The organism is Pseudomonas sp. MWU12-3088, assembly GCF_023242405.1.
Classification (GTDB): domain Bacteria; phylum Pseudomonadota; class Gammaproteobacteria; order Pseudomonadales; family Pseudomonadaceae; genus Aquipseudomonas; species Aquipseudomonas kribbensis.
On record NZ_JALJEA010000004.1, the window covers coordinates 422374 to 436622 of the forward strand.

Below are 14249 nucleotides of genomic sequence, written 5' to 3' on the forward strand. Positions count from 1 at the left end.
CTAAAGAGGATTTTTTGAATGTCGCAGAAATTTGACGTAGTAGTGATCGGTGCCGGCCCTGGCGGCTACGTAGCTGCCATCAAGGCCGCGCAACTCGGTCTGAGCACTGCCTGCATCGAGAAGTACACCGATGCTGAAGGCAAGCAAGCCCTGGGCGGCACCTGCCTGAACGTAGGCTGCATTCCGTCCAAGGCGCTGCTGGACAGCTCCTGGAAATACAAGGAAGCCAAAGAAAGCTTCAACGTTCACGGTATCTCGACCGGCGAAGTCAAAATGGACGTCGCTGCGATGGTTGGCCGCAAGGCCGGCATCGTCAAGAACCTGACCGGCGGCGTTGCCACCCTGTTCAAGGCCAACGGCGTAACTTCGATCCAGGGCCACGGCAAACTGCTGGCTGGCAAGAAAGTCGAAGTCACCAAGCCGGACGGCTCGGTTGAAGTCATCGAAGCTGAAAACGTCATCCTGGCTCCAGGTTCGCGTCCGATCGACATTCCACCGGCTCCGGTCGACCAGAAAGTCATCGTCGATTCGACTGGCGCCCTGGAATTCCAGGCCGTACCTAAGCGTCTGGGCGTGATCGGCGCTGGCGTGATCGGTCTGGAACTGGGTTCGGTATGGTCGCGTCTGGGTGCAGAAGTGACTGTTCTGGAAGCCCTGGACACCTTCCTGATGGCAGCGGACACCGCTGTTTCCAAGGAAGCGCTGAAAACCCTGACCAAGCAAGGTCTGGACATCAAGCTGGGCGCTCGCGTAACCGGTTCGAAAGTGAACGGCGACGAAGTCGTTGTGAACTACACCGATGCCAACGGCGAACAGACCATCACTTTCGACAAGCTGATCGTAGCCGTTGGTCGCCGTCCGGTGACCACTGATCTGCTGGCTGCCGACAGCGGCGTGACCTTGGACGAGCGCGGTTTCGTGCACGTTGACGATCACTGCGCCACCACCGTACCGGGCGTCTACGCCATCGGTGACGTGGTTCGCGGCATGATGCTGGCTCACAAAGCCTCGGAAGAGGGCATCATGGTTGTCGAGCGCATCAAGGGTCACAAGGCCCAGATGAACTATGACCTGATCCCTTCGGTTATTTATACTCACCCGGAAATCGCATGGGTTGGTAAAACCGAGCAGGCCTTGAAAGCTGAAGGCGTTGAAGTTAACGTCGGCACCTTCCCGTTCGCAGCATCCGGCCGTGCCATGGCCGCCAACGATACCGGTGGTTTCGTCAAGGTCATCGCCGATGCCAAGACTGACCGCGTATTGGGCGTGCACGTGATTGGCCCGAGCGCTGCAGAACTGGTTCAGCAGGGCGCGATCGGTATGGAATTCGGCACCAGCGCTGAAGACCTGGGCATGATGGTTTTCTCCCATCCGACCCTGTCCGAAGCCTTGCACGAAGCAGCTCTGGCAGTGAATGGCGGCGCCATCCACATTGCCAACCGCAAGAAGCGTTAAGACACACAATAAGAAACCACGGCGGTACGGCCCGTCGTGAGCCTTGCGTGCAAGACTCACCGCGGAATGTCCGCTGGACGCAGCCTTGCGTAGCTGCACCGGGTATCCGGAAAGGCTACGCAAGCAGCAGTCACAGGTGGCGCGGCACTCATCAAGAGCGCAGCGCCGAATGCGCAGTACCTAACGAAGACGGTAAAAAGCATGAATCTTCACGAGTATCAGGGTAAGCAGCTGTTCGCTGAATACGGCCTGCCAGTTTCCACTGGTTTCGCAGTAGACACCCCGGAAGCAGCAGCAGAAGCTTGCGACAAAATCGGCGGCAACGAGTGGGTTGTCAAAGCCCAGGTTCACGCCGGTGGTCGCGGTAAAGCGGGCGGCGTCAAGCTGGTTCGCAGCAAAGAAGACGCCAAAGCCTTCGCACAGCAGTGGCTGGGCAAGCGTCTGGTGACTTACCAGACTGATGCCAATGGCCAGCCAGTCACCAAGATCCTGGTTGAATCGTGCACTGATATCGCTAAAGAGCTGTACCTGGGCGCTGTCGTTGACCGTTCGAGCCGTCGCATCGTGTTCATGGCTTCCACCGAAGGTGGCGTGGACATCGAGAAAATCGCTCACGACACTCCAGAAAAAATTCTGAAAGCCACTATCGATCCACTGGTTGGCGCTCAGCCGTTCCAGGGTCGCGAGCTGGCATTCCAGCTGGGTCTGGAAGGCAAGCAGGTTGCTCAGTTCGCCAAGATCTTCGTAGGTCTGGCCAAGCTGTTCAAGGATCACGACCTGGCTCTGCTGGAAGTGAACCCGCTGGTGATCAAGGCTGACGGCGATCTGCACTGCCTGGACGCCAAGATCAACATCGACGCCAACGCAATGTACCGTCAGCCTAAGCTGAAGACTTTCCACGATCCGTCCCAGGACGATCCGCGCGAAGCGCACGCTGCCAAGTTCGAACTGAACTACGTAGCGCTGGAAGGCAACATCGGCTGCATGGTGAACGGTGCCGGCCTGGCCATGGGTACCATGGACATCGTCAACCTGCACGGCGGCAAGCCAGCCAACTTCCTCGACGTAGGTGGTGGTGCTACCAAAGAACGCGTTACCGAAGCTTTCAAGATCATTCTGTCCGACAGCAATGTCGCTGCAGTACTGGTTAACATCTTCGGCGGCATCGTTCGTTGCGACATGATTGCCGAAGGCATCATCGGCGCAGTGAAAGAAGTCGGCGTGAAAATCCCGGTTGTTGTTCGTCTTGAAGGCAACAACGCTGAACTGGGCGCTAAAGTACTGGCAGAAAGCGGTTTGAACATCATCGCTGCTACCAGCCTGACCGACGCTGCTCAACAAGTCGTTAAAGCTGCGGAGGGCAAGTAATGAGCGTCCTGATCAATAAAGACACCAAAGTAATCTGCCAGGGCTTCACCGGCGCGCAGGGTACTTTCCACTCCGAACAAGCCATTGCCTACGGCACCAAAATGGTTGGCGGCGTGACTCCTGGCAAAGGTGGCACCACTCACCTGAACCTGCCTGTGTTCAACACCGTGAAAGAAGCTGTAGAAGCCACTGGCGCCACCGCCAGCGTGATCTACGTTCCGGCTCCTTTCTGCAAGGACTCGATCCTGGAAGCGGCATTCGGCGGCATCAAGCTGATCGTCTGCATCACCGAAGGCATTCCTACCCTGGACATGCTGGACGCGAAAGTTAAGTGCGACGAGCTGGGTGTCACCCTGATCGGCCCTAACTGCCCAGGCGTGATCACTCCGGGTGAGTGCAAGATCGGCATCATGCCAGGTCACATCCACTTGCCAGGCAAGGTCGGTATCGTTTCCCGTTCCGGCACCCTGACCTACGAAGCTGTTAAGCAGACCACTGACGCCGGTTTCGGTCAGTCGACTTGCGTCGGCATCGGCGGTGACCCGATCCCGGGTTCGAACTTCATCGACATCCTGAAGCTGTTCCAGGAAGACCCGAAGACCGAAGCGATCGTGATGATCGGCGAGATCGGCGGTTCGGCTGAAGAAGAAGCGGCTGCCTACATCAAGGCCAACGTGACCAAGCCGGTTGTTTCCTACATTGCTGGTGTGACTGCTCCTCCGGGCAAGCGCATGGGCCATGCTGGCGCAATCATCTCCGGCGGCAAAGGCACTGCAGACGAGAAATTCGCTGCTCTGCAAGACGCAGGCGTGAAAACCGTGCGTTCGCTGGCAGACATCGGCAAGGCCCTGGCCGAGCTGACTGGCTGGGAAGTGAAGAAGTAAGCTTCGGCTGACTTTTAGTTCCAGCAACAAAGGCCACCTTCGGGTGGCCTTTGTCGTTTCTGATGTTCGGTTTGACGATGGCGATTTATAGGCACCTGTCCAATTACATGCAAAAACGCGACACGGACACGTCGCGTATCGGATAGTTCGCCCTCAAACAGTGCGTTTGTCAGACAAATTCGTTAGGCTAGCAGCCATTTTTGCGTCTGCCGCCCACAAGGCATGCAACGCGCTAAACGGGTCAGTCTTATACGGATTGACAGCATTTCCCTAACCCCACAGGGAAATCCCCCTCTAAATTCCGATTCAGTAGTGTGGTATTTCCTTAATGAAAGTTTTGAAAGGTCAGGACATCCTGGCACTTGGCTTTATGACATTCGCCCTGTTCGTCGGGGCCGGCAACATCATCTTCCCGCCTATCGTCGGTTTGCAGTCCGGGCCAAACGTCTGGATGGCGGCGCTGGGCTTCCTGATCACGGCGGTCGGTCTGCCGGTGATCACCGTTGTCGCGCTGGCCAAGGTCGGCGGGGCGATGGATGCGCTGAGCACGCCGATCGGCAAGATTGCCGGTGGCGTACTGGCAGCCGCGTGCTACCTGGCGGTCGGCCCGTTGTTCGCCACGCCGCGTACCGCGACCGTGTCCTTTGAAGTGGGTCTGGCGCCGCTGACCGGCGAAAGCCCGCTGGCGCTGTTCCTCTACAGCTCGGTGTATTTCCTGCTGGTGTTCTTCATTTCGCTCTATCCCGGCCGTCTGCTGGATACCGTAGGGCGTTTCCTCGCGCCGCTGAAGATCATCGCGCTGGCGGTACTCGGCATCGCTGCGTTCGCGCTGCCGGCCGGTGACATCGGCGTGGCCACTCCGGAATACGACGCTGCGCCGTTCTCCCAAGGCTTCATCAATGGTTACCTGACCATGGATACCCTGGGCGCACTGGTGTTCGGCATCGTCATCGTCAACGCGATCCGTTCCCGTGGCGTCGAGTCGCCAGCGCTGATCACCCGTTACGCGATCATCGCTGGTCTGATCGCCGGCGTCGGTCTGGCGCTGGTGTACGTCAGCCTGTTCCGCCTGGGTTCCGGCAGCCATGAAGTGGCCGCAGGGGCAACCAACGGCGCGGCGGTGCTGCACGCTTACGTGCAACATACCTTTGGTTCGCTGGGCAGCGGTTTCCTTGCGGTGCTGATCTCCCTGGCGTGCCTGGTGACGGCGGTCGGCCTGACCTGTGCCTGCGCCGAATACTTCAGCCGCATCGTGCCGCTGTCCTACAAGACTCTGGTCATCATCCTCGCGGCGTTTTCGCTGCTGGTGTCCAACCTGGGCCTGACCAAGCTGATCGCGTTCTCGATCCCGGTGCTGACCGCGATCTACCCGCCGTGCATCGTGCTGGTGGCCCTGAGTTTCTGTGCCGCGTTCTGGCATGAGCAGAGCCGCATCATGGGCCCGGTGATGCTGGTGTCGTTCGTGTTCGGCACGATTGACGCCCTGAAAGGCGCTGGTCTGGCGGACTGGATGCCATCGCAACTGTCCCACCTGCCGCTGAGCGAGCAGGGCCTGGCGTGGCTGGTGCCATGCGTGATGACCCTGGTGGTCGCAGTGGTTTGTGACCGCCTGCTGGGCAAGCGCGCCGAGGCCCTGGCCTAAGATTGCCGGCCCGTCACAAGCGGGCTTGAGCGATTAAACAGAAATGCCCCGTATCAATCGATACGGGGCATTTTTTATGGGCGTCAGGCAGTGTCTTTTCCTTTCGGCTAACGTCGAAGGGGAGCCGAAATCTTCCACACAGGAATTTGCATGTCGTTCATCCAAGCCAACCTGATCCACTTGCTTGCCGCGCTCTGGTTCGTCATCTGCTGGGGCGGTTACACCCGTTATGCCACCTGGAAGGCCCGTGACACCGCGTGCCTGGCCAGCGTGTTGCACCTTTACCGCGAAGACTGGATGCGCCGCATGCTGCTGCGTGACAACCGTATCGCCGATGCCAGCGTGATCGGCAACCTCGAGCGCAACGCCTCGTTCTTCGCTTCCAGCACACTGATCATCCTGGCCGGCATCCTGACTGTGCTCGGTGCTTCGGAGCGTGCGGTATCGTTGCTGGCGGACATCCCGATGGTGCAGCAGGCTTCTCAGGGCATGTCGGAGATCAAGTTGCTGTGCCTGGCGCTGGTGTTTGTCTATGCCTTCTTCACGTTCAGCTGGTGCATGCGCCAGTACAACTTCGCGGCCGTTCTGGTGGGCTCGGCGCCGATGATCGGTGAGCGTCAGGTGTCCGAGCAGGAGCGCAAGGCATTCGCTTCCCGGGCGGCGCGTGTGATTTCAATGGCGGCCAACCAGTTCAACTTCGGCCTGCGCTCCTATTACTTCGGCATGAGCATGCTGGCGTGGTTCGTCAGCCCGTGGCTGTTCATGCTGATGAGTGCCGGTGTGGTACTGGTGTTGTATCGCCGCGAGTTTCATTCCGACGTGCTCGATGTAATGGTCTATACCCCTACAGAGGCGCCGTTGCCCGAAACGATCAAAGAGGCTGCTTGATGAGTATTCCGTTCTGGTGTGTGTTTATCAGTGCGTTGTTGATTTACGTGGCGCGCATGCCCGTGGGCAAGGCCATGAAAGAGCAGGGCGGTTACAACAACCACTTGCCGCGTCAGCAACAGGCGCAACTCACCGGATACGGCGCCCGGGCACTGGCGGCACATCAGAACAGCATCGAAGCGTTCATCCTGTTTGCCGTGGGTGTGCTGATGGCGCATACCACGCAAACGGCGGGATGGTTGATCGATACGTTGGCGATTATCTTTGTGATCGCACGGATTCTCTATCTGTGGTTCTACCTGGCCGATATTCCCAAACTGCGCAGTCTGGTGTGGCTGATCGGCTTAGTGTGTTCATTGTTGCTGATGATTAGTCCGACTTTTAAAACCGCATTGCTCTAACAAGGCATAACAAAAAAATCACAGGCAAAAGAAAACCCGCACTTGGCGGGTTTTCTTTTTTGCCATCGAGAAGCGGCTTATTGCTTCTTGGCAGCTTCATCTGCAGCGGCAGCGTTCGATTCGGCCTGATCTTTGGCGGCTTCGGCGTTTTCTTTCGCCGCGTCGTTCACTTTATCCTGAGCTTCATTCATTTTCTGCTGAGCTTGTTCAGCATGTTGGTTGGCATCTTGAGCTTTGTCCTCGGATTTTTTATCGCAGGCAGCGAGACCGAGGGAAGCGGTCAACATCAAGGCAATAGCTAAAGTCTTACGCATGGGGTGTTTCTCCTTATGGAAAATAACTACTGGCCTTAAGAGCGCAGCCCCAAGGGTTAAGTTCCTCATTTCTCACAGATATATAAGTTTGTTTTGCAATGGAACTTTTGCTGTTCTTTCCACTACCGGGAACAGTGACTAACAAGAGTAATGATCAAATGGCCGAAAACCCTGTTTTTGAGCGTGCGACCCGCTTTCTCTCGGCCCTGCGCCACTGCCAGGTACTGGGTTTGAAAGTGCACAGCGCCAGCAGCGAAGGCCTGACGGTGGTCTTGCCGTACAGCGCACAAATCGTTGGCAACCCGCTGACCGGCGTGGTCCACGGCGGGGCGATCACCTCGCTGATGGACACTGCCTGCGGCATGGCTACCTTGTGCGTGCTGCCGGAATTCGAAGTCTGCCCGACCCTGGATTTACGCATCGACTATATGCACGCCGCCGAACCGCACAAAGACGTCTACGGTTTCGCCCAGTGCTACCGGGTCACCACCGACGTGATCTTCGCCCGGGGCTTCGCCTATCAGGACGATCCCGAGCACCCCATTGCCCATGTCGTCGGAACGTTCATGCGCATGGGCAAGGGGCTCAAAGGTACCAAGGGCTTTGGTGGCGCGATCAAGGGAGAAAACCCATGAGCGATGATTTCAAGCAGCAACTGCAAGAAGCCCACGAAAAGGGTGACTACGCGCCGCTGCTGGCGTTGATTCCCTATGCCGGACTGATCGGTGTCGAGTGCGCTCGAGTCGGTGATGACCTGCTGTTCAAGCTGCCGGCAAACAAGGACAACATTGGTAACCCTTTATTGCCGGCGATCCACGGCGGAGTGATCGCCGGATTCATGGAGCTGTCTGCCGCCCTGCATCTGCTGATTTTCACCGGTGCGCCCGGTGTGCCGAAGATCATCGACTTTTCCCTCGATTACCTGCGGGCCGGGCAGTTCCGCGATACCTGGGCCCGGTGCCAGGTCTGCCGTCAGGGACGGCGGGTGGCCAACGTCGCGGTCACGGCCTGGCAAAGCACCGAAAGTGAACCGATAGCCACTGCCCGCGCCCACTTCAAAATCGACGAGCCCTTGAAATCCTGAACACCGCCCCCAATTCAGTGAACAACCCGCCGCAGACCACCTGGGTCGCGGCCAATGCCATCTGATTGGAGTTTGATGACCATGAGTGTGGAAACTCAAAAGGAAACCCTGGGCTTCCAGACCGAGGTGAAGCAACTGCTGCACCTCATGATCCATTCGCTGTATTCCAACAAGGAAATCTTCCTTCGCGAATTGATCTCGAACGCCTCCGACGCCGTCGACAAATTGCGCTTCGAAGCCCTGGCCAAGCCTGAGTTGCTCGAAGGTGGCGCTGAACTGAAAATCCGTGTGAGCTTCGACAAGGACGCCAAGACCGTCACCCTCGAAGACAACGGCATCGGCATGAACCGCGACGATGTGATCACCCACCTGGGTACCATCGCCAAATCCGGCACCGCCGATTTCATGAAAAACCTGTCGGGCGACCAGAAGAAGGATTCGCACCTGATCGGTCAGTTCGGCGTGGGTTTCTATTCCGCTTTCATCGTTGCCGACCAGGTTGACGTATACAGCCGTCGCGCCGGCTCCGCTGCCAGCGAGGGTGTGCACTGGTCGTCGAAAGGCGAAGGCGAGTTCGAAGTCGCCACCATCGACAAACCAGAGCGCGGCACCCGTATCGTCTTGCACCTGAAATCGGGTGAAGACGAGTTCGCCGATGGCTGGCGTCTGCGCAACATCATCAAGAAGTACTCCGACCACATCGCGCTGCCGATCGAGCTGCCGAAAGAAGTGGCCGCTGCCGAAGGCGAAGAAAAGCCAGAGGTTGAATGGGAAACCGTCAACCGCGCCAGCGCCCTGTGGACCCGTCCTCGCACCGAAGTGAAGGATGAGGAATACCAGGAGTTCTACAAACACATCGCCCACGACTTCGAAAATCCGCTGTCGTGGAGCCACAACAAAGTCGAAGGCAAGCTCGAATACAGCTCGCTGCTGTACGTGCCGGCCCGTGCCCCGTTCGATCTGTACCAGCGTGAAGCGCCGAAAGGCCTGAAGCTGTACGTACAGCGCGTGTTCGTGATGGATCAGGCCGAGTCGTTCCTGCCGCTGTACCTGCGCTTCATCAAGGGCGTGGTCGACTCCAACGACCTGTCGCTGAACGTATCCCGGGAAATCCTGCAGAAAGACCCGATCATCGACTCGATGAAGTCGGCGCTGACCAAGCGCGTGCTGGACATGCTGGAAAAACTGGCGAAGAACGAGCCTGAGCAATACAAGGGCTTCTGGAAAAACTTCGGTCAGGTCATGAAAGAAGGCCCGGCAGAAGATTTCGCCAACAAGGAAAAAATTGCCGGTCTGCTGCGTTTCGCATCGACCACCGAAGGCGACGGCGAGCAGATCGTTGGTCTGGCCGACTACCTGGCCCGCGCCAAGGAAGGTCAGGACAAGATCTACTACCTCACCGGCGAAACCTACGCGCAGGTCAAAAACAGCCCGCACCTGGAAGTCTTCCGCAAGAAAGGCATCGAAGTGCTGCTGCTGACCGACCGCATCGACGAGTGGCTGATGAGCTACCTGAGCGAGTTCGACGGCAAGAGCTTTGTCGATGTCGCGCGCGGTGACCTGGACCTGGGCAACCTGGACTCGGAAGAGGACAAGAAGGCCGCAGAAGAAGTCGCCAAGTCGAAGGAAGGTCTGGTCGAGCGCCTGAAAACCGCGCTGGGCGAGTCCGTTGCCGAAGTCCGCGTTTCCCATCGCCTGACCGATTCGCCGGCCATCCTGGCCATCGGCGAGCAGGACCTGGGTCTGCAGATGCGTCAGATCCTCGAGGCCAGCGGGCAGAAGGTGCCGGATTCGAAGCCGATCTTCGAATTCAACCCGAGCCACCCGCTGATCGAGAAGCTCGACAACGAGGCCAGCGAAGATCGCTTCAGCGACCTGTCGCACATCCTCTTCGACCAGGCCGCCCTGGCGGCTGGCGACAGCTTGAAAGACCCGGCCGCATACGTGAGCCGTCTGAACAAGCTGCTGGTTGAGCTGTCCGCTTGATCAAGCTGTAGAAAAACCCGCTTCGGCGGGTTTTTTCATTCTGGTATTCAACCCATCAGGAGTCAGAAATGAGCCAAGTCACTGTACGTTCCGTGGTCTATCAGATTGACGGCCAGCCTTATGAAGGTCGTCTGGCGTTCGACGCCGAGCACAAAGGCGCGCGTCCGGGCCTGTTGATGGCACCGAACTGGATGGGCGTCAGCGCTGGCGCGGAAGAAATCGCCAAATCCGTGGCGGCCAAGGGTTATGTGGTGCTGATCGCCGACGTGTACGGGCAAGCCGTGCGTCCGCAGAACGGCGACCAGGCGGGTGCGGCGATGATGCCGCTGAAGAATGACCGTGCACTGCTGCGCAAGCGTATGCAGGCTGCGTTCGAACAACTGCAGAAGCAGGGCGAAGCCGCCGTCGATACCTCGAAACTGGCGGTGTTCGGTTTCTGCTTCGGCGGTTGCTGTGCACTGGATCTGGCCCGTACCGGTGCAGCGGTCAAGGCTGCCGTGTCGTTCCACGGCACGCTGGATTCGCCGAACCCGGCGGACGCGAAGAACATCAAGGGCTCGGTGCTGGTGCTGCACGGTGCTTCCGACCCGTTGGTGCCGAAAGAGCAACTGCCGGCATTCGAAGACGAAATGAACGCGGCTGGCGTGGACTGGCAATTGCTGAGCTACGGCGGCGCGGTGCACTCGTTCACCGATCCGCACGCCAATGTGCCGGGCAAGATGATGTACGACGCGAAGACCGCTGCGCGGGCGTTCAAGTCGATGCATGACTTGCTGGAGGAAGTGTTCAAGGGCTGATTCGGTTGAAAGCACTCCCACGCCTGGCGTGGGAGTGTTCGTTTACAGCGGTGTCGGCTCGCTACGGGATTTCGGCAGTTCGATCCGCTCGACTTCCCCCGGCACCGTCGGCCATTCGCCGGCCGCCCATTTGCGCCGGGCCTCATCGATAGCCGCCGGATCGCTCGCGACAAAATTCCAGTTGATCCGCCGTGGCCCATCCAGTGGCGCGCCACCAAACAGCACGGCATGGCTGTCGCTCTCGGCGAACAGGCTCATCTCTTCCCCGGCCGGCAACACCACCAGATCGTGGGGTTCCACGGTTTCCCCGTTCAATTGCACATCACCGCTCAACACGTAGAGCGCTCGCTCCTCATATTCGGTCGGGATCAGCAGGGTGGTAGCAGTCTGCATCTTCAGTTCGGCATACAGCGTCGGAGAAAGCACCGGCACCGGCGATTCCAGGCAAAAGCCTGACCCGGCAATCATGCGGATCTGCACGCCGAGGTTCTCGCTGACCGGCAGCGTTGAGGCGGGGTGATGGCTGTAATGCCCGGGACCCTGTTCGTGATCCTTGGGCGAGGCGAGCCAGATCTGCAACCCGTGCATCTTGAAGCTTTGTTCCCACAGCGGTTCGGGGGTGCGCTCGACGTGAGCGATTGCCGTGCCCGCGGTCATCCAGCTGACATCGCCAGCATTGACCACCTGATCCGAGCCGAGGCTGTCCTTATGCTGGATCTGTCCTTCAAACAGATAGGTCAAAGTCGACAGACCGATGTGCGGATGCTGTCGGATGTTCATCCCTTTGCCTGCGGGATAAAGCGTTTCAAGCATGTGATCGAAAAACACGAAAGGCCCGACGTTGCGGCATTTGGCTGACGGCAGCGGACGCAGGATCGGCTGGCCTTCGACGTCTTCGGCGCGCGGGCGGATGATCAGGGGTTGGGTGTCCATGGTGCGTTCCAGGCTGGGCGGGTGATGCGTGGAGCATAACCCGCCGGTGTCATCGTGGTGATTACTGGCTGTCGAAGCCTTGTGGGGCGTGGGTTTCGATGGTGACTTCGCTGGTGGTCATCAGTTTGTGAATCGGGCAGCGATCGGCGACGCGCAGCAGTTCTTCGCGCTGGGCATCGGTGAGCACGCCTTTGAGTGTCAGGGTCACGTGCAGGGCGTATTTGCCTTTCTGTTCCTGACTGTTGTCGCGCTTTACCTCTACGCCGACGCCCGTGAGCGGGATGTCTTTTTTCTTTGCATACAGCTTCAGGGTCAGGGCCTTGCAGGCGCCAAGGGCGGCGTCGAAATAGTCGTGGGGCTCAGGCGCGGAGCCTTCGCCGCCAGCGGTGGTCGGGACATCGGTAAACAGTTCGTGCTCATCGATCTGTACGGTGTGACGGAAACCTTCGGCGGACACGGTATTGACGGTAACGGTCATGTGAACCTCGCAAGCAGTAGGAAAAGTCATTCGATCAAATAAGACCTTGCAGGTATAGAGCATTCCCGCAGGGGCGCGTTCCACTTTCTTGCCGGCGTGCGGCAGGGCGTCAGGTTATGCCGGTGAGTCGAGGAATACTTGTGCCGGTGTTTCGTCTGCCGACCTGCTTCAGGTTTTTCAGTTAACTTGCCGTTGATCATGCGGCGAACAGCGCTCAAGTCCGGCAAAACCGTCGCTGAATCGTTAATGCCGAGGGTTCGAAGTATTAAGGCCCTTTGATATCACCTTTTGGTCTTACGCAAATTTTCGCCGGGCCGATACCTTCTAAAGCAGCCAGCTGCAGGGTTGATGCAGCGCTTTTGGAAGGAACCAGAGCAATGAGTATCCGCAGTCTCAATATTGCCCCCCGTGCCGGGCTGGGCTTCGGTCTGTTGGCGCTGATGGTGTTTGCCCTCGGGGCGTTCGCCCTGCTGCAGATGTCGAACATGCGGGCCCAGTCCGACGAGGTCGACAAGAACTGGCTGCCCAGCGTGATGGCGGTGGGTGAAATGAGTCAGGACATGCTGCGTCTGCGCGCCCTGACCATGCGTCTGTTGCTCAATCGCGATCCGCAGGCCCTGGACCAGAATGTCGCCAAGCTCAATGAGCTGCGGAGTGTGCTGAGCGAAGCCCAGCAACGTTACGACATATTGATCGTGCTGCCAGAAGAGCGAGCGTTGTTTGATCGCTTCAAAGTCGCGGAGCACAAGTATCTGGAGTTGCAGGCTCAGGTGATGGCTCTATCCGCTCAGGGAAAGGTGGAAGACGCGGCCAGCATTCTCAATACCCAGATGAACCCGTTGGCCGACGACATCGCCGCAACCCTCAAAGAGCTGGTGGAACTGAACAAACACAATGCCAACCTCGCCACCGAAGCAGCGCGACTGGTGTTCATCAATTCGCGGGTCTGGGTCGGGGTGATGATCGGTATCACGGCGCTGATCACCATTGGCCTGGCGCTGCTGCTGACCCGCAGCATCGTAGTGCCGCTCTCGCAATCACTGGGAGTTGCCGAGGTAGTGGCCGGCGGTGATCTGACCGGCGATATCAGCATCATCGGCAAGGACGAGCCGGCGCGGCTGCTGCATGCGCTCAAGAGCATGCAACACAGCCTGCGCGACACCATCCGACAGATTTCGGAATCGTCCAGCCAATTGGCCTCGGCCTCGGAAGAGCTGAGCTGCGTTACCGAAGATGCGACGCGCGGGTTGCATCAGCAGAGCCTGGAAATCGAGCAGGCCGCCACGGCGGTCAATCAGATGACCGCCGCCGTTGAAGAGGTCGCCAGCAACGCCGTGGCGACTTCCGAGGCATCACGGGAGTCGGACCGCATTGCCCAGCATGGCCGTGAGCAAGTGCAGCAGACTGTGTCTTCCATCGAGTTGCTGGCGGATGACGTTACCGCCAACGCCACGCAGGTGGAGGATCTGGCGCAGAAGGTCTACAGCATCAGCAAAGTGCTGGAGGTGATCCGTTCGATTGCCGAGCAGACCAATCTCCTTGCGTTGAACGCGGCGATCGAAGCGGCCCGCGCCGGTGATGCCGGGCGCGGCTTCGCGGTGGTGGCCGACGAGGTACGGGCGCTGGCCCATCGCACCCAGCAATCCACCCAGGAAATCGAACAGATGATCGGCGGCATTCAGCAGGGCACCGATTCGGCGGTCAGTTCGATGCAGCAAAGCAATGTTCGTGCGCGCTCGACGCTGGAGCTGGCGAAAGCGGCGGGCGTGGCGCTGGAGGAAATCGCGTCCGCATTCACCTTGATCAACGAACGCAATCTGGTGATCGCCAGCGCTTCGGAAGAGCAGGCTGCCGTAGCGCGGGAGGTTGACCGCAACCTGATGAACATCCGCGATCTGGCGATGCAGACCTCGGCGGGGGCCAATCAGACCAGTGCCGCGAGCCAGGAGTTGTCGCGGCTGGCGGTGGATCTGAACAACATGGTGGCCAAGTTTTCAGTTTGATCACCGAATGACAGGC

At 58.8% G+C, this 14249-nt stretch carries 14 protein-coding genes; 11 read left to right on the forward strand and 3 right to left on the reverse strand.

Going from position 1 to position 14249, the window contains the following annotated elements:
* Positions 1–18: 18 nt before the first annotated feature.
* The 6 genes from lpdA to M5B98_RS13540 all read left to right on the forward strand — a co-directional run bounded on the left by lpdA (position 19) and on the right by M5B98_RS13540 (position 6638).
* Positions 19–1455, forward strand: a complete 1437-nt coding sequence (gene lpdA, locus M5B98_RS13515; protein WP_114881939.1) for a dihydrolipoyl dehydrogenase — start codon at positions 19–21, stop codon at positions 1453–1455.
* A gap of 201 nt (positions 1456–1656) precedes the next feature.
* On the forward strand, positions 1657–2823 hold the full coding sequence (sucC, locus tag M5B98_RS13520) for an ADP-forming succinate--CoA ligase subunit beta (protein WP_007959029.1): 1167 nt from the start codon (positions 1657–1659) through the stop codon (positions 2821–2823).
* Positions 2823–3707, forward strand: a complete 885-nt coding sequence (gene sucD / locus M5B98_RS13525) for a succinate--CoA ligase subunit alpha (RefSeq protein WP_011333119.1) — start codon at positions 2823–2825, stop codon at positions 3705–3707. Before sucC ends, sucD begins: the two co-directional genes overlap by 1 nt.
* A gap of 328 nt (positions 3708–4035) precedes the next feature.
* Positions 4036–5349, forward strand: coding sequence for a branched-chain amino acid transport system II carrier protein (brnQ, locus tag M5B98_RS13530; protein WP_248742947.1), 1314 nt, complete (start codon positions 4036–4038; stop codon positions 5347–5349).
* Between the two features lie 150 nt (positions 5350–5499).
* Positions 5500–6237, forward strand: coding sequence for a DUF599 domain-containing protein (locus M5B98_RS13535; protein ID WP_085710553.1), 738 nt, complete (start codon positions 5500–5502; stop codon positions 6235–6237).
* Positions 6237–6638: an MAPEG family protein gene (locus M5B98_RS13540; protein ID WP_114881941.1), complete on the forward strand. Its 402-nt coding sequence runs from the start codon at positions 6237–6239 to the stop codon at positions 6636–6638. The genes M5B98_RS13535 and M5B98_RS13540 overlap by 1 nt, the downstream gene beginning before the upstream one ends.
* Before the next feature lie 77 nt (positions 6639–6715).
* On the opposite strand, the gene M5B98_RS13545 is transcribed toward M5B98_RS13540, so the two are convergent.
* Positions 6716–6952, reverse strand: a complete 237-nt coding sequence (locus M5B98_RS13545) for a hypothetical protein (RefSeq protein ID WP_085682944.1) — start codon at positions 6950–6952, stop codon at positions 6716–6718.
* A gap of 158 nt (positions 6953–7110) precedes the next feature.
* On the opposite strand from M5B98_RS13545, the gene M5B98_RS13550 reads away from it, so the two are divergent.
* From M5B98_RS13550 to M5B98_RS13565, 4 genes are all read left to right on the forward strand, one after another.
* On the forward strand, positions 7111–7587 hold the full coding sequence (locus M5B98_RS13550; protein ID WP_085732282.1) for a PaaI family thioesterase: 477 nt from the start codon (positions 7111–7113) through the stop codon (positions 7585–7587).
* A complete protein-coding gene (locus M5B98_RS13555) occupies positions 7584–8036 on the forward strand; it encodes a PaaI family thioesterase (RefSeq protein WP_085710558.1) in 453 nt (150 codons plus the stop codon). Before M5B98_RS13550 ends, M5B98_RS13555 begins: the two co-directional genes overlap by 4 nt.
* A gap of 81 nt (positions 8037–8117) precedes the next feature.
* On the forward strand, positions 8118–10022 hold the full coding sequence (gene htpG / locus M5B98_RS13560) for a molecular chaperone HtpG (RefSeq protein ID WP_248742948.1): 1905 nt from the start codon (positions 8118–8120) through the stop codon (positions 10020–10022).
* A gap of 68 nt (positions 10023–10090) precedes the next feature.
* Positions 10091–10819 (forward strand): dienelactone hydrolase family protein, encoded by a 729-nt coding sequence (locus M5B98_RS13565; protein WP_134825920.1) that lies wholly within the window; start codon positions 10091–10093, stop codon positions 10817–10819.
* A 42-nt stretch (positions 10820–10861) separates the two neighbouring features.
* Here M5B98_RS13565 and M5B98_RS13570 read toward each other — a convergent pair whose 3' ends face one another.
* Together M5B98_RS13570 and M5B98_RS13575 are read right to left on the reverse strand one after the other, a co-directional pair.
* Positions 10862–11752, reverse strand: a complete 891-nt coding sequence (locus tag M5B98_RS13570; RefSeq protein WP_248742949.1) for a pirin family protein — start codon at positions 11750–11752, stop codon at positions 10862–10864.
* Positions 11753–11813: 61 nt separating this feature from the next.
* Positions 11814–12230 (reverse strand): OsmC family protein, encoded by a 417-nt coding sequence (locus M5B98_RS13575; RefSeq protein WP_065260454.1) that lies wholly within the window; start codon positions 12228–12230, stop codon positions 11814–11816.
* Positions 12231–12607: 377 nt separating this feature from the next.
* On the opposite strand from M5B98_RS13575, the gene M5B98_RS13580 reads away from it, so the two are divergent.
* Positions 12608–14233 carry a methyl-accepting chemotaxis protein gene (locus tag M5B98_RS13580; RefSeq protein WP_085710562.1) on the forward strand — a complete coding sequence of 542 codons (1626 nt, stop codon included), beginning with the start codon at positions 12608–12610 and terminating at the stop codon, positions 14231–14233.
* Positions 14234–14249 lie beyond the last annotated feature (16 nt).